The organism is Parasphingorhabdus sp. (assembly GCF_059726685.1).
In genome coordinates this window covers 2508868-2528118 of the sequence record NZ_AP041068.1, presented here as the reverse complement: position 1 = coordinate 2528118, position 19251 = coordinate 2508868, and the positions used below count along the sequence as shown (strand labels likewise).

General features: G+C 53.7%; 21 protein-coding genes and 1 pseudogene. All 22 read left to right on the top strand.

Going from position 1 to position 19251, the window contains the following annotated elements; all coding sequences use genetic code 11:
* Positions 1-41 precede the first annotated feature (41 nt).
* Entirely contained in the window at positions 42-416 is a 375-nt protein-coding gene (locus AC6I9Z_RS12500) for an NADH-quinone oxidoreductase subunit A (RefSeq protein ID WP_109356817.1), read from the top strand.
* Between the two features lie 41 nt (positions 417-457).
* Positions 458-973 carry a NuoB/complex I 20 kDa subunit family protein gene (locus AC6I9Z_RS12495; RefSeq protein ID WP_108812719.1) on the top strand — a complete coding sequence of 172 codons (516 nt, stop codon included), beginning with the start codon at positions 458-460 and terminating at the stop codon, positions 971-973.
* A 1-nt stretch (position 974) separates the two neighbouring features.
* Positions 975-1583: pseudogene (locus AC6I9Z_RS12490) on the top strand (NADH-quinone oxidoreductase subunit C); the annotation flags it as partial.
* A 41-nt stretch (positions 1584-1624) separates the two neighbouring features.
* Complete coding sequence (locus tag AC6I9Z_RS12485) at positions 1625-2857, top strand: NADH-quinone oxidoreductase subunit D (RefSeq protein WP_461456133.1); 1233 nt, start codon at positions 1625-1627, stop codon at positions 2855-2857.
* Entirely contained in the window at positions 2854-3036 is a 183-nt protein-coding gene (locus AC6I9Z_RS12480; RefSeq protein ID WP_109356820.1) for a hypothetical protein, read from the top strand. Before AC6I9Z_RS12485 ends, AC6I9Z_RS12480 begins: the two co-directional genes overlap by 4 nt.
* Positions 3029-3280, top strand: coding sequence for a hypothetical protein (locus AC6I9Z_RS12475; RefSeq protein WP_461456132.1), 252 nt, complete (start codon positions 3029-3031; stop codon positions 3278-3280). The genes AC6I9Z_RS12480 and AC6I9Z_RS12475 overlap by 8 nt, the downstream gene beginning before the upstream one ends.
* Positions 3273-3938, top strand: a complete 666-nt coding sequence (locus AC6I9Z_RS12470) for a complex I 24 kDa subunit family protein (protein ID WP_461456131.1) — start codon at positions 3273-3275, stop codon at positions 3936-3938. Before AC6I9Z_RS12475 ends, AC6I9Z_RS12470 begins: the two co-directional genes overlap by 8 nt.
* Positions 3939-4031: 93 nt before the next feature.
* Positions 4032-5342 carry an NADH-quinone oxidoreductase subunit NuoF gene (gene nuoF, locus AC6I9Z_RS12465; protein WP_461456130.1) on the top strand — a complete coding sequence of 437 codons (1311 nt, stop codon included), beginning with the start codon at positions 4032-4034 and terminating at the stop codon, positions 5340-5342.
* Positions 5339-6046 carry a hypothetical protein gene (locus AC6I9Z_RS12460; protein WP_461456129.1) on the top strand — a complete coding sequence of 236 codons (708 nt, stop codon included), beginning with the start codon at positions 5339-5341 and terminating at the stop codon, positions 6044-6046. The genes nuoF and AC6I9Z_RS12460 overlap by 4 nt, the downstream gene beginning before the upstream one ends.
* Positions 6046-8058 (top strand): NADH-quinone oxidoreductase subunit NuoG, encoded by a 2013-nt coding sequence (gene nuoG, locus AC6I9Z_RS12455; RefSeq protein ID WP_461456128.1) that lies wholly within the window; start codon positions 6046-6048, stop codon positions 8056-8058. The genes AC6I9Z_RS12460 and nuoG overlap by 1 nt, the downstream gene beginning before the upstream one ends.
* Positions 8055-8315, top strand: a complete 261-nt coding sequence (locus AC6I9Z_RS12450; protein ID WP_461456127.1) for a hypothetical protein — start codon at positions 8055-8057, stop codon at positions 8313-8315. Before nuoG ends, AC6I9Z_RS12450 begins: the two co-directional genes overlap by 4 nt.
* The gene (gene nuoH, locus AC6I9Z_RS12445) at positions 8312-9364 is read left to right on the top strand and encodes an NADH-quinone oxidoreductase subunit NuoH (RefSeq protein ID WP_461456126.1); all 1053 of its coding nucleotides are present in this window, start codon (positions 8312-8314) and stop codon (positions 9362-9364) included. Before AC6I9Z_RS12450 ends, nuoH begins: the two co-directional genes overlap by 4 nt.
* A complete protein-coding gene (nuoI, locus tag AC6I9Z_RS12440) occupies positions 9361-9846 on the top strand; it encodes an NADH-quinone oxidoreductase subunit NuoI (protein ID WP_461456125.1) in 486 nt (161 codons plus the stop codon). Before nuoH ends, nuoI begins: the two co-directional genes overlap by 4 nt.
* 41 nt (positions 9847-9887) lie before the next feature.
* Entirely contained in the window at positions 9888-10499 is a 612-nt protein-coding gene (locus tag AC6I9Z_RS12435) for an NADH-quinone oxidoreductase subunit J (RefSeq protein ID WP_461456124.1), read from the top strand.
* The gene (nuoK, locus tag AC6I9Z_RS12430; RefSeq protein WP_108809875.1) at positions 10496-10801 is read left to right on the top strand and encodes an NADH-quinone oxidoreductase subunit NuoK; all 306 of its coding nucleotides are present in this window, start codon (positions 10496-10498) and stop codon (positions 10799-10801) included. The genes AC6I9Z_RS12435 and nuoK overlap by 4 nt, the downstream gene beginning before the upstream one ends.
* Positions 10802-10805: 4 nt before the next feature.
* The gene (gene nuoL / locus AC6I9Z_RS12425; RefSeq protein WP_461456123.1) at positions 10806-12809 is read left to right on the top strand and encodes an NADH-quinone oxidoreductase subunit L; all 2004 of its coding nucleotides are present in this window, start codon (positions 10806-10808) and stop codon (positions 12807-12809) included.
* Positions 12809-14359, top strand: a complete 1551-nt coding sequence (locus AC6I9Z_RS12420) for an NADH-quinone oxidoreductase subunit M (RefSeq protein ID WP_461456122.1) — start codon at positions 12809-12811, stop codon at positions 14357-14359. The genes nuoL and AC6I9Z_RS12420 overlap by 1 nt, the downstream gene beginning before the upstream one ends.
* Complete coding sequence (nuoN, locus tag AC6I9Z_RS12415) at positions 14359-15813, top strand: NADH-quinone oxidoreductase subunit NuoN (RefSeq protein ID WP_461456121.1); 1455 nt, start codon at positions 14359-14361, stop codon at positions 15811-15813. Before AC6I9Z_RS12420 ends, nuoN begins: the two co-directional genes overlap by 1 nt.
* Before the next feature lie 17 nt (positions 15814-15830).
* Positions 15831-16526: a biotin--[acetyl-CoA-carboxylase] ligase gene (locus AC6I9Z_RS12410; protein ID WP_461456120.1), complete on the top strand. Its 696-nt coding sequence runs from the start codon at positions 15831-15833 to the stop codon at positions 16524-16526.
* A gap of 15 nt (positions 16527-16541) precedes the next feature.
* The gene (locus AC6I9Z_RS12405) at positions 16542-17321 is read left to right on the top strand and encodes a type III pantothenate kinase (protein WP_109356833.1); all 780 of its coding nucleotides are present in this window, start codon (positions 16542-16544) and stop codon (positions 17319-17321) included.
* Between the two features lie 2 nt (positions 17322-17323).
* Complete coding sequence (locus AC6I9Z_RS12400; protein ID WP_461456915.1) at positions 17324-18961, top strand: ribonuclease J; 1638 nt, start codon at positions 17324-17326, stop codon at positions 18959-18961.
* A gap of 5 nt (positions 18962-18966) precedes the next feature.
* Positions 18967-19251: a DUF1467 family protein gene (locus AC6I9Z_RS12395; protein WP_461456119.1), complete on the top strand. Its 285-nt coding sequence runs from the start codon at positions 18967-18969 to the stop codon at positions 19249-19251.

The following is a 19251-nucleotide window of genomic DNA, read 5'->3' as shown; positions in this document are numbered from 1 at the left end:
TCCCTAAAAGCGGCCCTGAATTTTAGCGAAACGAGTCTTTTGTGGTCGATCTAACCGAATATGCGCCAATACTGCTTTTTCTTGCAGTGGCTCTTGGCCTTTCTGCCCTGTTTGTTTTTCTGCCCATGGGGGTATCACGACTGACGGGCACGCATAGTCCGGATCCTGAAAAACTGTCGGAATATGAGTGCGGTTTTCCTGCTTTTGAAGATTCACGCAGCCAGTTTGATGTGCGCTTTTATCTCGTCGCCATCCTGTTTATCATTTTTGATCTGGAAGCAGCATTCCTGTTCCCCTGGGCCGTATCACTCGACCAGATTGGCTGGACCGGTTGGTCGTCGATGATGATCTTCCTGTTCATCCTGACGGTCGGCTTTATTTACGAATGGAAAATGGGAGCGCTCGATTGGGAGTAGAAACTGGCAGCAACGTTATTCTGAATGCTGATGGTACGCCAATGGCCCCAAATACGCAGCCGGACGAGGCGTTTTTCAAAGACTTGAATTCAGAGGTGAATGACAAGGGTTTTCTTGTCACGTCCACTGAAGACCTGTTCCAATGGGCGCGCACCGGTTCGCTCTGGTGGATGACCTTTGGTCTCGCCTGTTGTGCGGTAGAGATGATTCACGTCAATATGCCGCGTTATGACATGGAACGTTTCGGCGCTGCTCCCCGTGCCAGTCCGCGTCAATCTGACGTGATGATCGTGGCAGGAACGCTGTGCAACAAGATGGCACCCGCTTTGCGCAAGGTTTATGACCAGATGTCAGAACCCAAATATGTCATTTCCATGGGCAGCTGTGCCAATGGCGGTGGCTATTACCATTACAGCTATTCGGTCGTGCGCGGCTGTGACCGGATCGTACCGGTTGACATTTACGTGCCGGGATGCCCGCCAACGGCGGAGGCGCTGCTTTACGGTGTGATGCAATTGCAGCGGAAGATCCGCCGCATCGGGACACTAGAGCGTTAATATGGCAAACGGGGCCCCAACCATGTCCAGCAACGAAGGCGTTGCTGCCACTCTCGCGAAATCCCTGGGCGCGGCCGTTCTTGATACGGTCGAAGCCTATGATGAAATCAGCTTTACCGTTGACCGCAAGAAGCTGCCCGATGTGATGGAAAAATTGCGGACCAAGCATGAATATCAACAGCTGGTCGAGATTGCCGGTGTTGACTATCCGGATCGCCCCGAGCGTTTCGAGGTCTGCTATCATCTGCTCAGCCTGACCAAAAACCATCGCATCCGGGTGAAGGTAACAACCGACGAAGACATGCCGGTGCCGACAGTAACCCATATCTGGGAAGTGGCTGGCTGGCTCGAGCGTGAAGTGTTTGATCTCTACGGCGTGCTATTCGACGGCAATACGGACCTGCGTCGGATCCTGACCGACTATGGCTTTCAGGGCTATCCGTTCCGCAAGGACTTCCCGCTGACAGGCTATGTCGAGATGCGCTATTCCGAAGAAGCCAAGCGTGTGGTTTACGAGCCGGTGAAACTGGCGCAGGATTTCCGCAGCTTCGACTTCATGTCGCCCTGGGAAGGAGCGGACTATATCCTGCCCGGTGATGAAAAAAGCGATGAAAAGTCGGAAGATGGTGACGATAAGGGGGCCAAGGAATAATGGCTGACTATCTCGACGAAATGGATGGTATTGCAGACGAGGCTGATCCCACGGTTGGTGATCTGGAAATCCAGAATTACACAATCAACTTCGGTCCCCAGCATCCCGCGGCGCACGGCGTTTTGCGGCTGGTGATGGAGCTCGATGGTGAGGTCGTCGAAAGAGTTGATCCGCATGTCGGCTTGCTCCACCGCGGCACCGAAAAGCTGATCGAGCATAAAACCTATTTGCAGGCTTTGCCTTATTTTGACCGGCTGGATTACTGCTCTCCGCTGGCGATGGAATATAGCTATGTGCTGGCGATCGAGAAGCTGCTCGATATCGAAGTGCCCCTGCGCGGCCAATATCTGAGAGTTTTGTTCGCGGAACTGACACGCATCTGCAACCATATGCTCAACATCGGTGCGCATGTGATGGATGTCGGAGCGATGACGCCCAATATCTGGGTGTTCGAAATTCGCGAGCAATGTCTCGCCTTTTTTGAACGTGCCAGCGGCGCGCGTATGCACAGCGCCTGGTTCCGGCCCGGCGGCGTGCATCAGGATGTGCCGCTGAAACTGCTCACCGACATGGCCGACTGGCTGGACGAGTTCCCGTCTTTCTTTGAAGACGCGATGAGCCTGGTCATCGACAACCGTATTTTTAAACAGCGCAATGTGGATATTGCCACCGTGTCCAAGGACGACGCAGTCCGCTGGGGTTTTTCCGGACCTATGATCCGCGGCAGCGGCATTGCGTGGGATTTGCGGAAGTCGCAGCCTTACGATGTCTATGACCGCATGGAATTTGACGTACCGGTGGGAACGCGCGGTGACTGTTATGACCGCTTCATGGTCCGGGTCGAGGAAGTGCGCCAGTCCGCACGGATCATGCGCCAGTGTCTGAACGAAATGCCCGATGGTCCAGTGGCAAGCAGCGACCGCAAGGTCGTCCCGCCCAAACGCGGCGAGATGAAACAGTCGATGGAAGCCTTGATCCATCACTTCAAGCTTTATACCGAAGGCTTCCACGTTCCCGCAGGCGAGGTCTATGTCGCGACCGAAAGCCCGAAGGGCGAATTTGGCGTCTATCTGGTCAGCGATGGCAGCAACAAGCCCTATCGCTGCAAGATCAGACCAACTGCCTTCTCGCATTTGCAGGCGATGGATTTCATGACCAAGGGCCATATGCTGCCCGATGCCACCGCCATATTGGGCGCGATGGATGTCGTGTTCGGGGAGTGTGACCGGTGATCGGTCGCGAGATCATCATTTTTATTGCCGCGTTCGCTGGCTTTGCTTCGCTTGTGGCGGGTTATCTTATGGCGTTTCATGGTGAAGTCAGCCTGAAAGAAACGCTGTCGACTGCCTTCGCAGCGGTTGTCGGACTATATGCCGGGCGTTATCTCGAACGGAGATTGCACCATGGCTGATGCTCCCGACACATCGAAAAGATGGCGGCTCGGCGGCGGTGCAACGGTCTTTGTGATTGTAGCGATCATGCTGCTTTGGGAATTGTGGCGGCCTGAAAATATGATCTGGAACATTATCTTGCTGACCATGATGGTGGGTCTGGTTGCCGCTGGCTTCTGGTTGAACATATATTTCTCAAAGCATTGGGATGAAATCGGGGAAGCGCGTTTTGATACGCGAAACAAAAGTGATGTAGATGGCTGAAGCTCCAAACATACCTGATGAACTTGAAGTGCGCGCCAAGTGGGGCGATTTCAAATTCACGCCAGCGAATGAAAAACTCGCCAAATGGCAGATCGCGAAATATCCGGAAGGTCGCCAGAAATCGGCGGTTATGGCCTTGCTTGATCTCGCCCAGCGTCAGGTTGGCGCGGATACCGAAACACAGGGCTGGCTACCGGTTCCGGTGATCGAATATGTCGCAGCTTATTTGGACATGCCCTATATGCGCGCTTATGAAGTCGCGACTTTTTATACCATGTATAATCTCGCGCCGGTTGGACGTTTCCATGTACAGGTTTGCGGCACGACACCATGCATGTTGCGGGGCAGTGACGACGTTATGGCGGCCTGCAAGAATAAAGGCATGGCCAAGGGCAAGACGACACCGGATGGCCTGTTCACGCTGACCGAAGTCGAATGTATGGGCAATTGCTCCAACGCCCCGATGGTACAGATTAACGACGATAATTACGAAGATCTCGATTACGACATCATGACGCGTATTTTGGAAGATCTGGCCGACGGCAAAGAAATTCCGGTCGGTTCACAAATTGGTCGCAAGACCAGTGAACCAGAAGGCGGTCCAGTGATTTTGAAAGATATGGTCAAGGCCAATCACGATTACCGGAAGGAGTGGTAGGATGCTGCTCGACGGATATGCAGGATGGGTTGCGCTGGCAGTGGTTGCGATTGCGGTTGCAGGCGGCCTCTGGGGCCGCAGGAGTAAGAAATAATGGCTTTTGACTTTCTCCAGGACAAGGACCGGATATTCACCAACGTTTATGGCTTTCAGTCATGGGATTTGAAAGCTGCGCAGAAGCGCGGCGATTGGGATAATACGGCCGACATTATAAAGCGCGGCAATGACAAGATTATCGAAGAGATGAAGGCAAGCGGCCTGCGCGGTCGCGGCGGTGCGGGTTTTCCGACCGGTCTGAAATGGTCCTTCATGCCGAAAGAGTCACCCGACGGTCGGCCAAGCTTTCTGGTCATCAATGCCGATGAGTCCGAACCCGGCAGCTGCAAAGACCGCGAAATCCTGCGCAATGATCCGCACAAGCTGATCGAAGGCGCACTGATTGCCGGTTTCGCCATGCGTGCGCGGGCGGCGTACATATATATACGCGGCGAATATATTGCCGAAGCCAAGGTCATGGAAGCGGCCGTCAAGGAAGCCTATGACGCTGGGCTGATTGGCAAGAACGCTGCCAAATCCGGCTATGACTTCGACGTCTTCGTCCATCGCGGTGCAGGCGCTTACATTTGCGGTGAAGAAACCGCGATGATTGAAAGCCTCGAAGGCAAGAAAGGCCAGCCGCGCCTGAAACCGCCATTTCCTGCCGGTGCTGGCCTCTATGGCTGCCCAACAACGGTGAATAATGTCGAATCCATCGCGGTTGTTCCGACCATTTTGAGACGCGGTGCGAGCTGGTTTGCGAGCTTTGGCCGCGAGAATAACCACGGCACGAAATTGTTTCAGGTTTCTGGGCATGTCGAAAAGCCCGCTGTTTTCGAAGAAGCCATGTCGATCCCGTTCAAGGATATGATCGAAAAGCATTGCGGCGGTATTACTGGCGGGTGGGACAATCTGCTGGCGGTGATTCCGGGCGGGTCGTCGGTGCCACTGGTGCCGGCCCATGAAATCATGGATGCGCCGATGGACTTTGACGGGTTGAGCGCGCTCAAGTCTGGTCTGGGTACGGCGGCGGTCATCGTCATGGACAAGAGCACTGATATCGTCCGCTCGATTTCAAGACTGAGTTATTTCTACAAACATGAAAGCTGCGGCCAATGCACGCCGTGCCGGGAAGGCACGGGCTGGATGTGGCGCGTTATGGAACGCCTGCGCGACGGCGATGCGACGATCGAGGAAATCGATACGCTGCATGAAGTCACGAAACAGGTCGAAGGCCATACCATTTGCGCGCTCGGTGATGCGGCGGCCTGGCCAATTCAGGGCCTGATCCGCCATTTCCGACCAGAGCTGGAGCGGCGTATTCGTGAGAATACCGGTGCTGAACCGGTGATGGAGGCGGCGGAGTGAAGTCCTTTGTTGTCATAGCGTTGGTTGCACCTTTGCTTGCCGCACTACCGGCGCAAGCAAAGACCGGGTCACACCTCCCGGATGATCGCACATCTGTTTCACCGGAAGCAGCGGCACGCGAATTTTGGCGTTTTTCAAATTGCTCTGCGAAGCGAAGCATGGACAGCGCACGCGTGTTGTTGGAGAATCGCGAGTGGGACGAAAAAATGGATGAGGATGTCACCGCTTTCACAAAGAAATATCGCAGTTGTCTGCCTAATGGATCACAGATGCGTTTTCAGGCGGAGTTATTTCGCGGATCGTTGGCAGCAGCATATCTGAATCAAAAATATAAGAAGCAACCAGTGCCGAACTATGGCTCAATGCCGACAACATATACCAAAACGGCATTTGATGCGTTGGGAACGAAATCGGAGCGGGCGCAATTTATGATTCGCGCCTTTGCGGAATGCGTGGTGCGCACGCAAACGGCTTTGGCATTACATCTGTTTGCTAGTAAACCGACCGGCAAACAGGAAAAGGCGATATTTGGTCAGCTTCAACCTTATATGGGGGCATGCTTGCCGGTCGAAAACGGTGACCAGGTCAAATTCACGGCCATGTCGTTGCGCGGGCTTATGGCGGAAGCTGCTTATGATATGGAAATGCGGTATGTTGCTGCCCAAGCCGTTCGAATTAAAGAAGAAACAGGGGCTGAAAGCTAATGCCTAAAGTCACCGTTGATGGCGTCGAACTCGAGGTTCCACAGGGCGCAACCGTACTGCAGGCTGCTGAGCTTGCGGGTAAGGAAATTCCGCGCTTCTGCTATCATGAGCGCCTGAGCATCGCCGGCAATTGCCGCATGTGTCTGGTCGAGGTAAAGCCTGGGCCACCCAAGCCGCAGGCGAGTTGTGCTTTGCCGGCCGCTGATGGTCAGGAAATCCGCACCGATAGCGAAATGGTCAAAAAGGCCCGCGAAGGGGTGATGGAGTTTCTGCTCATCAACCACCCGCTTGACTGTCCGATTTGCGATCAGGGCGGCGAGTGCGATCTGCAGGATCAGGCCATGGCTTATGGCAAGGGCGGCTCGCGCTATGACGAGAATAAGCGCGCTGTTACCGAGAAATATATGGGGCCGGTGGTCAAGACGATCATGACCCGCTGTATCCATTGCACCCGCTGTGTCCGCTTTGCCGAAGAAGTGGCCGGTGTCGAAGAAATCGGAGCGATTGGACGCGGTGAGGGGATGGAGATTACATCCTATCTTGAAGGCGCTGTGCATAGTGAGCTTTCAGGCAATGTTGTTGATCTTTGCCCTGTCGGTGCGCTGACCAGCAAGCCTTATGCGTTTGAGGCCCGCCCTTGGGAGCTGACCAAGACCATGGGCATCGATGTCATGGACGGCGTCGGCACCAATATCCGTATCGATAGCCGCGGCCGCGAAGTGCTGCGCGCTCTGCCTCGCGTCAATGATGATGTGAATGAGGAATGGGCGACCGACAAGACGCGCCACGCGATTGACGGCCTGATGAAGCGTCGTCTGGATAAGCCCTATATCCGCCGCGATGGCAAATTGGTTCCTGCGAGTTGGAATGAGGCCTTTGAGACCATTGCTGCGGTCAAGGCTGGCAGTTCGGTGGCCGCCATTGCCGGTGATCTGGTCGATTGCGAAACCATGTATGCGACCAAGCGGCTGCTGAAATCCATGCGGTCCGATATGCTCGAAGGGCGTCAGACAGGCTTGTCTTATGATGTGTCCAATCTGGCTTCAGTTAATTTCAACACGACCATTGCCGGCATTGAAGATGCCGATGTGATCGTGCTGGTCTCGACCAATCCGCGCTGGGAAGCATCGCTGGTCAACACGCGTATTCGTAAAGCTGTCCGTAAAGGCGGCGCGAAAGTCTTTGGTATCGGTCCGGAAGCGGATCAAACCTATCCGGTGGAGTGGCTGGGCGATGATATGGGCTTGCTGGCCAAGTTGCCCAAGGCCGTGGCCGATGCTTTGAAAAATGCCGAGAAGCCCGCACTCATTCTGGGTGGCGGTGCATTGAGCGTCGAAGGCGCACATGGCGCGGCTTTGAAACTGGCGGCAAAATATAAACTGATCCGTGACGATTGGAACGGTTTTAACGTGCTCCATATCGGTGCTTCGCGCACGGGCGGACTGATGCTCGGCTATGCTTATGATGGCGGCATCAAGGCGATAGCAGCGAAGAAACCAAAGCTTCTCTTCTCGCTCGGCGCGGATGAGATGGATTATGCGGCGTTTGATAAGAGCTTCAAAGTCTATATCGGGCATCATGGTGACGCGGGCGCGCATGCGGCAGACGTGATCCTGCCGGCCGCTGCCTATACCGAGAAAAACGGGACCTATGTTAATCTGGAAGGCCGGGTGCAGCGGTCCACCAAAGCGATTTTCGCTCCCGGCGATGCACGTGAAGACTGGAGCATTTTAAGGGCCTTATCCGATGTGATCGGCAAGACTTTGCCGTTTGACAGTTTTGAAGAGCTGCGCGGCAAGATGTTCAAGGATCATCCCGAAATGGCGGAAGAAGGCCTTGTGTCTTTTGACTGGGCTCCGCCGTCCGGATTGCCTGACAAGCCGACAGGGCAGGGTGTGCATCCGATCAAGGATTTCTACCTCACCAACAGCATCGCCCGCGCCAGCGCGACGATGCAGCGCTGTTCGGCAGAATTGCTGCACGGTGATGATATGCTGGAGGCTGCGGAATGAAAGACCTTCCTCAATTCGTAAGGCGGTTTCCATATATTTTCTATTTTTTGGCCTTGGTTACAGGTATTTGGAGATACACGAACGATTGGCTAACTGTTTCGGAATCGATGCAATACGCGACTGATCTTGGTCCTATGAAGACAATTGCTCGTTCAACTGCATTGTATTGGGGTGTTGTTGAGGCTGCATATATGGCTGCTAGCGGCGCAATGATTCATGTTCTGATTGCGATTTACGACAAGGTTCGAAGCGAATGACCGAATATCTCCAATCGACTTTTCTTGGCCCTGAGCTTGGCTGGCTTGTTGCTACGCTTGCTCTGATCCTGCTCATCGCGCTGCCGCTGATGCTGGCCGTGGCGATGATCATCTATGTTGATCGCAAGATTATTGCCGCAGTGGCTTTGCGCCGCGGCCCCAATGTGGTCGGGCCGTTCGGTCTGTTGCAGAGTTTTGCCGATGGTTTGAAAGTGTTCCTTCAGGAAACGATTATTCCATCCGGCGCCAATAAAGGTCTGTTCCTGCTGGCACCGATCATTACCTTTACCGTGGCTTTGCTGGCCTGGGCGGTCATTCCATTCAGCGAGGAAATGGTCCTCGCCAACATCAATATCGGTGTGCTTTACATTCTCGCGATTAGTTCGCTTGGTGTCTATGGCGTGGTGATTTCCGGTTGGGCGAGTAACTCCAAATATCCGTTTTTCTCTGCCATGCGTGCAGCGGCGCAGATGATATCTTATGAAGTCTCCATCGGGTTCATCCTGATTTCGGTCGTGCTGTTTGCCGGCACATTCAATCTCAACGAGATTATCAAAGCGCAGGAAGGCCATATCTTCGGCGCCGTCAGCGCATATGGCCTCAATCCCTTGCTTTTCCCAATGGCCGTGATGTTCCTCATCAGCTCGATGGCGGAAACGGCCCGTGCACCCTTCGATTTGACCGAAGCGGAGAGCGAGCTCGTTGCCGGATATCAGACCGAATATTCGTCTATGTCCTTCGCCCTGTTCTGGCTCGGTGAATATGCCAATATCCTGTTGATGTGTGCGCTCAACGTCATCCTGTTCTGGGGTGGATGGCTGCCGCCGTTTGATTGGGAGCCGCTCTACGCTGTACCGGGCATCATCTGGCTGTTCCTGAAGATGTTCCTGATTTTCTTCATCTTCAGCTTGGCCTGGGCCACTGTTCCGCGCTATCGCTACGACCAACTCATGCGTCTGGGCTGGAAAGTCTTCCTGCCGATCAGCATTTTCTGGGTATTCTTGGTCAGCGGATATGTAATGATCGATAAATTTGGATGGCCGCTATGAGCATCGCACAAACCATAAAAGCCTTTACGCTCTGGGAAATATTAAAAGCGCATGCTTTGACGCTGAAATATTTCTTCAAGGCTAAGAAGACGATCAACTATCCCTATGAGAAGAACCCGATTTCGCCGCGGTTCCGAGGCGAGCATGTGCTGCGCCGCTATCCCAATGGGGAAGAGCGCTGCATTGCCTGCAAGCTGTGCGAAGCGGTTTGTCCGGCACAGGCGATCACGATCGAGGCGGAACCGCGCGAGGATGGCAGCCGCCGCACAACGCGCTATGATATCGATATGACCAAGTGTATTTACTGCGGTTTCTGTCAGGAGGCATGTCCGGTTGATGCCGTGGTTGAAGGACCGAATTTCGAATATTCGACCGAGACACGTGAAGAACTTATCTACGACAAGGCAAAACTGCTTGAAAATGGTGACAAATGGGAGCGAGCCATCGCATCCAACCTTGCCGCCGACGCGCCCTATCGTTAAGGCGCTGACAGGATTCTAAGGGGGTTACGGAAACCGTAAACATGCAAATATTTGCTTTCTATCTATTCGCATCCATCGTCATCGCCAGCGGTGCGTTTTGCATCTTTGCGCGTAATCCTGTGCATAGCGTTTTGTGGCTGATCTTGGCGTTTTTTAACGCTGCGGGATTGATGTTGCTGGTTGGTGCCGAGTTTATCGCGGCCTTGCTGGTCATAGTCTATGTCGGCGCAGTGGCGGTTTTGTTCCTGTTTGTCGTGATGATGCTCGATATTGACTTTGCCGAATTGCGGGCCGGTTTCATGAAAAACCTGCCTTTGGGGCTTTTGTTGGCTCTCGTATTACTGGCAGAAATCATATTTGGTATCGGAGCATGGAGTGCTGGCGGGATGGGCGAAGCAACGGCTGTTGTTGGACCTCCGGCAGGCGGGCCTTCTAATATCGAAGCTTTGGGCACGCTGCTTTACACCAAATATGTGTTTATATTTGAAGCTGCGGGTCTTGTTCTACTGGTCGCCATGGTCGGTGCGATTGTTCTGACCAACCGCAAACGCGGCGGTGTCAGGATCCAGAATATTCAGGAGCAGGTCGCAAGGCGTCCGCAAGACGCAACACGCAACGAGCAGCCAGAAGTCGGCAAGGGGGTCGAACTATGATCGGCATTGAACATTATCTGGTGGTCAGTTCCATCCTGTTTGTGATGGGCATGCTGGGTATCTTTCTGAACCGCAAGAATATCATCATCATCCTGATGGCGATCGAGTTGATTTTGCTCTCGGTCAATCTGAACCTGGTCGCGTTCAGCGCCTTTCTGGGTGACATGACCGGGCAGATATTTGCGATGTTTGTCCTGACGGTTGCGGCAGGTGAAGCGGCTATCGGTCTTGCGATATTGGTTATTTACTTCCGTCAGCGCGGCACGATTGCCGTTGATGATGTCAACCGGATGAAGGGTTAAGGACTTGACGATCCAGCTTATCGTTTTCCTGCCCTTGCTGGCAGCAATCGTCGCAGGCTTTGGCAATCGGGTGATTGGCAATGTTCCGGCGAAATTCGTGACCACCGCCGCCCTGTTCGTGTCTTGCGCGCTGAGCTGGCCGATCTTTATCGACTATGTCCTTCTGTCCCGGGCCGCCGAAGTTGTGCCCGTGCTGACTTGGGTGCAGTCGGGCGATCTAAATTTTGAATGGTCTCTGCGGGTTGATGCGCTGACCGCCGTCATGCTGGTTGTTGTGACCACGGTTTCGGCTCTCGTTCACCTGTATAGCTGGGGCTATATGGACGAAGACCCCGATCAACCGCGCTTCTTCGCTTATTTGTCGCTGTTTACCTTCGCCATGTTGATGCTGGTGACCGCCGACAATCTGGTGCAGATGTTCTTTGGCTGGGAAGGTGTGGGGCTCGCCTCTTACCTGCTGATCGGTTTCTGGTTCAAGAAACCGACGGCCAGTGCCGCCGCGATCAAGGCCTTTGTCGTCAACCGGGTCGGTGACCTTGGTTTCATGCTGGGTATCTTCGGTACCTTCCTTGTATTTGGCACTGTATCGATTCCGGAAATTCTGGAAGCGGCGCCTGCGATGGCAGGATCGACAATTACATTTGCCGGCATGCGACTTGATACGATGACCATATTGTGTCTGTTGCTGTTTATCGGTGCGATGGGCAAGTCTGCGCAATTAGGACTGCACACCTGGCTCCCTGACGCGATGGAAGGGCCGACGCCAGTGTCCGCGCTTATCCACGCTGCGACGATGGTTACTGCGGGTGTGTTCATGGTTTGCCGTCTTTCGCCCATGTTTGAAACCAGTGAAGTGGCTTTGGCGGTTGTGACAGTGGTTGGTGCCTGCACGGCGATTTTTGCAGCGACCGTCGGTTTGGTCCAGCATGATATCAAGCGTGTGATTGCATATTCGACCTGTTCACAGCTCGGTTATATGTTCTTTGCCGCAGGTGTTGGTGCCTATAGCGCGGCGATGTTCCATCTGTTTACGCACGCTTTCTTCAAGGCGCTGTTGTTCCTCGGTGCCGGTTCGGTGATCCATGCCATGCATCACGAACAGGACATGCGTTATTATGGCGGCTTGCGGAAAGAAATCCCGTTGACCTTCTGGGCGATGATGGCGGGGACGCTGGCGATTACCGGTGTTGGTATTGTCGGTCTCGGCGGTTTTGCCGGTTTCTATTCGAAAGACGCGATTATCGAGGCTGCTTTTGCAAGTGGTTCAAGTACCGGCCAGTTTGCCTTTGCTATTGGCGTTCTCGCGGCGTTGCTGACCAGTTTTTACAGCTGGCGCCTGATGTTCCTGACCTTCTGGGGCACGCCGCGCTGGATCCAGTCCGAACATATTCAGCATAGCGTTCACAAGACACCTGAAACGGCAGAAGATTCAACTGGCGGTTATCATCCGCATGAAAGCCCATTCTCTATGCTGATTCCATTGGGTGTTCTCGGCTTTGGTGCGATTGCAGCAGGCTTTCTGTTCCACAATCAGTTTATCGATGCGACCGAGGGCTTCCGCTTCTGGGCAGGTAGTCTGGCGTTTGATCGCCATTTGATGCATGAAATTCACGAGGTACCGCTTTGGGTAAAACTCGCTTCGACAGTCGCGATGCTCATCGGTCTGACGACGGCCTATCTGATGTATTTCCGCGGCAAAGATCGTCCAGCGCGTCTGGCCGCAACCTTTCAGCCGGTCTATAATTTCTTCTTCAACAAATGGTATTTTGACGAATTGTACGATCTTATCTTTGTACGTCCTGCTTTCTGGTTTGGGCGGCTGTTCTGGAAAACCGGCGATGAAGGTACGATTGATCGCTTTGGCCCGAATGGTGTCGCGGCGGTTGTGGCTAGCGGTGCGGGGGTCGCGAAGAAATTCCAGACCGGTTATCTCTATAGCTATGCGCTGGTCATGCTGCTTGGATTGGCGGCTGCGGTGACGTGGCTTATCGTGCGGGGAGCAAACTGATGAACCAGCTTGATTTCCCGATCCTGTCGCTGATGTTGGGCTTGCCGATGCTGGCCGCGATCATCTGTCTGTTTCTAAATGCGCAAGCGGCACGGTTGCTCGCGCTGGTCACGACTCTGGTGCTATTCGCTCTTGGTGTCGTTCTGTGGGCCAATTACGATATTGGCGGGCCGCAATGGCAATATGTTGAGCGGGTAGAGCTTTTCGGCAATTTCGCCTGGGCACTGGGCATAGACGGCATTTCGATGATGCTGATCATGCTCACCGTGTTCCTGATGCCGATATGTATCGGCGCGAGCTGGGAGTCGATCAAGGACCGCGTTGGCGAATATATGGCGGCCTTCCTGTTCATGGAAGTGCTGATGATTGGCGTGTTTGCGGCGCAGGATATCTTCCTGTTCTACATCCTTTTCGAGGCTGGCCTGATCCCGATGTATCTGATCATCGGAATCTGGGGCGGCGCCAACCGGATTTACGCAAGTTACAAATTCTTCCTCTACACATTGCTTGGCTCCGTTGTGATGCTGATCGCGATGCTGTGGATGGTTCAGGATGCCGGTACCAGCGATATTCCGACGCTGCTGAATTATGACTTTGCGCCTGAGGCACAGACGTGGCTCTGGCTGGCCTTCTTCGCCAGCTTTGCGGTCAAGATGCCGATGTGGCCGGTCCATACCTGGCTGCCCGATGCACACGTTCAGGCGCCGACCGCCGGCTCTGTGATATTGGCGGGCGTGTTGCTGAAAATGGGTGGTTATGGCTTCCTGCGTTTCTCGTTGCCGATGTTCCCGGAAGCGTCAGAGCAATTTATCTGGCTGATCTTTGGCCTGTCGATGGTGGCAGTCGTCTACACCTCCCTCGTCGCTTTGGTGCAGCAGGACATGAAGAAGCTGATCGCCTATTCATCAGTGGCCCATATGGCCATTGTGACACTGGGTTTGTTCGCTTTCAACCGTCAGGGTATTGAAGGCGCGATCATCGTTATGCTGAGCCACGGTCTGGTGTCGGGCGCGCTGTTCCTCTGTGTCGGAGTGATCTATGATCGTCTGCACACAAGAGAAATTGACCGCTATGGCGGTCTTTCGATTAACATGCCGAAATACGCGCTGTTGTTCATGCTGTTCACAATGGCATCTATTGGCCTTCCCGGCACAAGCGGATTTGTTGGTGAGTTCCTGTCGCTGGTCGGACTCTACAAAGTGAATAGCTGGGTCACGCTGGTTGCGACGACCGGTATCATTTTGGGCGCCGGTTATATGCTCTACCTCTATCGCCGCGTCGCATTTGGTGAGCTTGTTCATGATGATGTCAAGGCTATGCCGGATCTGTCTGCTCGTGAAATGGCGTTGCTCGCACCAATCGCAGCAGCGGTCATGTGGATGGGTGTTTATCCGGAAAGCTTTATGGCGCCAATTCGCGGCGATGTCGGGACGCTTGTCGCCCGTATTGACCGCGCAGCGCCAGAAGGGGATGCGCATTTGAAAATGGGGCAAGCAACAGCGGTACCCAAGGGCCATGAAGCCGAAGCCGGCCACGGGGAGTCGCACTGATGGACTATAGACTTTCACTGATTTTCACGCTGCCCGAGATTATTTTGTCGGTGAGCGGCATGATATTGCTGCTTGTCGCGGCATGGGGCGGCGTCAAGTCGGCCAGGCTTATAAGTATATTGGCGGTGGCCGCCCTGTTCGGCTCTTCGGCTTACGCGTTGGAATTCCTGACCAATCCATCCTTTGAATTTGGCGGTGATGCCTTTTACGGACTCTATCGGATGGACGGGTTTGGCAGTTTTTCCAAGCTATTGATCTATTTTGCGGCGATTGTCTCACTGATCATCGCGCCGCGTTTCTTTAAGGCCAGTGGCACCTATCGACCGGAATATCCGGTGCTAATCCTGTTCGCGACCGTCGGGATGGGCATGATGGTATCGGCCGTGGATATGTTGACGCTCTACATCGGACTGGAGCTTAACAGCCTGTCCGCTTATGTTTTGGCAAGTATCATCCGCAATGATGTCCGCTCCTCTGAAGCCGGTTTGAAATATTTCGTGCTGGGTTCATTGGCCAGCGGTATGTTGCTGTTCGGGATTTCACTTGTTTACGGTTTTGCCGGATCAACCAGTTTTTCGGTTATCGCGGATACGTTGACCGGTGATCTGTCGACCGGACCGCTCATCGGCGTCGTACTGGTGCTTGCCGGTCTCGCGTTCAAGATCAGCGCCGTCCCATTCCATATGTGGACGCCGGACGTTTATGAAGGCGCTCCGACACCGGTAACCGCCTTTTTCGCCAGTGCACCCAAAGTAGCGGCAATCGCTCTGACGGTTCGGGTGATTATTGACGCCTTTGGCAGCCAGACATCAACATGGCAGCAGATCATTGTTTTTGTCGCGCTCGCGTCCATCGTGCTCGGTGCAGTCGCGGCTATTGGTCAGCAGAATATCAAACGCCTGCTTGCCTACAGCTCGATCAATAATGTCGGTTTCCTGCTTATTGGTCTGGCTGCAGGTACGGCTCAGGGCATCTCCGCGATGCTTTTCTATCTGGTTATTTACGTCGCGATGACGCTGGGCAGCTTCATCTGCGTCATGGAAATGCGTGATGCAGAAGGCAAGCCACTGGAATCATTATCCAGCCTTGCCGGCCTGTCACAAACACGACCGGGACTGGCCGCTGCTTTTGCCGTGTTCATGTTCTCGCTGGCCGGCATTCCGCCATTATTCGGCTTCTGGGGCAAGTTTCTGGTCTTTGATGCAGCCGTTGCAGCGGGCATGTTGCCGCTGGCGGTTATCGGTATCGCAGCATCGGTGATCGGTGCTTTCTACTACATCAAGGTCGTCAAAATCATCTATTTCGATGATCCAGCCGGTCAGATTGCCAAAACAGGCCACAAGACCGAGAATGGATTGATCGGATTGATGGCTCTGGCTGTGTCGCCTTTGGGATATCTCACCATTCCGCTGCTGGCACCGGCTACAGCAACGGCGGCTCAGGCTTTATTCTGACCTTTCATATAGAAACAGTGGCTGAAACCGCATCGACCAATGCGGATATGAAGGCACGCGCCTTGAATGGTGCCGATGAAGGTTTGTGGCTTCGCGCGGAAAAACAAAGTGGTGGAATTGGACGTCTCGGCCGCAAATGGGAAAGCCCGGAAGGCAATCTCTATTGCAGCACCATGGTCATGTGCCGTACCGAAGACCCTCAGCCATCAACCTTGTCGTTTGTCGCTGCTTTGGCGGTGCACAAGGCAATAAACGCTCACGTACCGCACGATGACATCAGGCTGAAATGGCCCAATGACATATTGGTGTCTGGCCATAAGATATGCGGTATTTTGCTGGAACGATCGGGTGAGGCTGTCGTTGTTGGCATAGGCGTCAACATCGCCGTCGCTCCACAGGTTGAAGGACGTATTGTTACGAGCCTCCACAAAGAAGGAGCCGAGGCTGGTCTGACTGCCGCAAGCTTTCTGGAGACGCTGGCGCAATATTTTGCTGATGCTGTGAAGGAGTGGAGACAATCAGGTTTGCCCGCAATTCTTACAGCATGGCAAGAACGAGCGCATCCTTTGGGAACGCGCTTGTCGACCAGCGATGAAAAGGGCAATCGTCTGGAAGGCGAATATGCGGGCTTGTCCGATCAGGGAGCGCTGCGCTTGAGAAAGGCTGACGGAGCGCTTATCGAGATACATGCCGGTGATGTTGATGTCGGTTAGAAGGAAGGATCAATCATGCTGCTCGCGATAGATGCCGGCAACACCAATGTTGTATTTGCGCTTTTTGACGGAGACGAGGTTAAGGCGCGTTGGCGTATAGCAACCGACCCACGGCGCACAGCGGATGAATATGTCGTATGGCTGCGGCAATTACTGGATCTTGAAGGGCTGGGTATCGACGCCATTGATGCCGTTATAATTGGCACTGTTGTGCCAAGAGCGCTGCATAACCTGACCGTTTTATCGGAAAAATATTTCGGTGTGACACCGCTGGTGGCTGGTCGCGGCGATGCTGGATGGGGTGTGGCGCTGGATGTGGCGCAACCCGATACGGTGGGCGCGGACCGGGTTCTCAATATCATTGCAGCTCATGAAAAGTATAAGCAGGACGTAATAATCATTGATTTCGGCACCGCCACCACTTTCGATGTCGCGGATTATGACGGGGCTTATAAAGGCGGTGTAATCGCGCCGGGTATAAACCTGTCGCTGGATGCTCTTGTCGGGAAAACCGCTCAGCTTCCGCGTATCGCTCTTGAAGCACCGGAAGATGACAATGTTATCGGGCGGACAACCGAAAGCCAGATGCTGATCGGCATTTTCTGGGGTTATGTTGCAATGATTGAAGGCCTCGTTGAACGGACCAAGGCGCAGATCGGCCGCCCTACCACAGTTATCGCGACTGGCGGATTGTCTGTTTTATTTGATGCACATACAGACGTATTTGACCATCTGGAGTCCGACCTTACCTTGCGCGGACTCCTAATCCTCTATCAGAGAGCAACCAGCACCTAATGATAAAACCAAAAAACGAACTTCTCTTCCTGGCTCTCGGCGGGTCAGCGGAGATTGGCATGAACGTCAACCTTTATGGCTGTGACGGGAAATGGGTGATGGTCGATCTGGGCATGACTTTCGCTGATCCCGGCTATCCGGGTATCGATCTCGTCTTGCCCGATCTTGAATTCATTGAAAAGCAATCCAAGAACCTGCTGGGCATTGTCCTTACGCATGGCCATGAAGATCATATCGGCGCCATTCCCTATTTTGCTGGAGAGCTGAATGTTCCGCTCTATGCAACACCGTTTACGGCGGGCCTGATCCGCCGGAAACTGGCGGAAGCTGGTCTGGAGGATGATGTAGAGCTGAACATCATTCCCAATGAAGGCAGCTTTGATCTGGGGCCCTTCGGTTTTCGCTATCTGCCAATTGCGCACAGCATCGCCGAGGGCAATGCCCTGCTGATTGACACGCCATATGGCAAGATTTTTCATACCGGCGACTGGAAGCTGGATGACGAACCGATGCTTGGCGTCCCCTCGACAACGGAGCAGTTAAAAGCAGTTGGCGATGAGGGTATATTGGCAATGGTGTGCGATTCCACCAATGTCTTTAACGATGCACCGTCGGGGTCGGAGGGCGATGTTTATCGCAACCTGATGCGGGTCGTTGAAGGCCTGGAAAACCGGGTATTGGTAACGACCTTTGCATCGAATGCGGCACGCCTCCAGACGCTTGGCGAAGTTGCAAAACATAGCGGTCGCCAGCTGTGCGTCGCCGGGCGCTCGCTCGACCGGATGATCGAAAACTCTCGCGAGAACGGTTATCTAAAGGATTTTCCGCCCACTGTGGATTTCGATGAAGCCATGAACATTCCGCGCGATGAAATCATGATCATCGCAACGGGCGGGCAGGGCGAAGCGAGAGCGGCTTTGGGGAGGATTGCTGGTGATAGCCATAAGATCAAACTGACAGAAGGCGATCATGTCCTGTTTTCCTCCAAACAAATTCCCGGCAACGAGATCGCTATCGGCCGCATCCAGAACCAGCTTGCCGCCAAGGGCGTTGTGATGATCACGGACCGGCAGGAACATATTCATGTATCCGGGCATCCCGGGCGTCCGGAACTGGCCAGCATGTATGAATGGATTCGGCCCCAGATATTGGTTCCGGTGCACGGCGAAATCCGCCACATGAAAGAACAGGCACGCTTTGCACAAGAGCAGGGCGTTCCGGAGAACATCTTTCAGCAAAATGGCGACATCGTTCGGCTTGCACCGGAAGGTCCGAAAATCATAGGTCAGGAGAGGACGGGGCGTCTGGTTCTTGATGGCGATGTGATCATACCGGCCGATGGCAAGACACTTAACGAACGTCGGAAAATTGCTTATAATGGCAGCATATCGGTGGCCGTCGGTCTCGATGAACGGGGCAAGATCATGGGCCAACCCATGCTGCGTTTACAAGGTGTGCCGCTGGAAGAAGATGAGGAAGATTTTCTCGACGAGATGTGTGAGACGATAATGAAGAAATTCAAAAAACCTGTAAGTGATATCGACAGATTTTCAGAAGAGTTACGTTTGTTGGTCAGACGCAGTGCAACTGAATGGACTGGCAAAAAACCGGTTGTTTCGGTTCTGGTTATTGAGGCGTAACGTCAATGGACTGGACTTCGATTCTCGCCATTTATGTGCTGTTCTGGGTGCTATCGGCTTTTATTATATTGCCCTTTGGCATACGCAGCCATTCGGAAACGGGCACAGAAATGGTAAAGGGGCAGGCAGATGGAGCGCCGGTCAATTTCAGACCGGGCCGGACATTGGCCTTTACGACATTACTGGCGACGCTTGCCTTTATCCTGTTTTATTTCAACTATACCAATCAATGGATCACCGTTGATGACATAGATTTTTTCGGCAGCCGTGACAGACTGGAACAGCAGTAA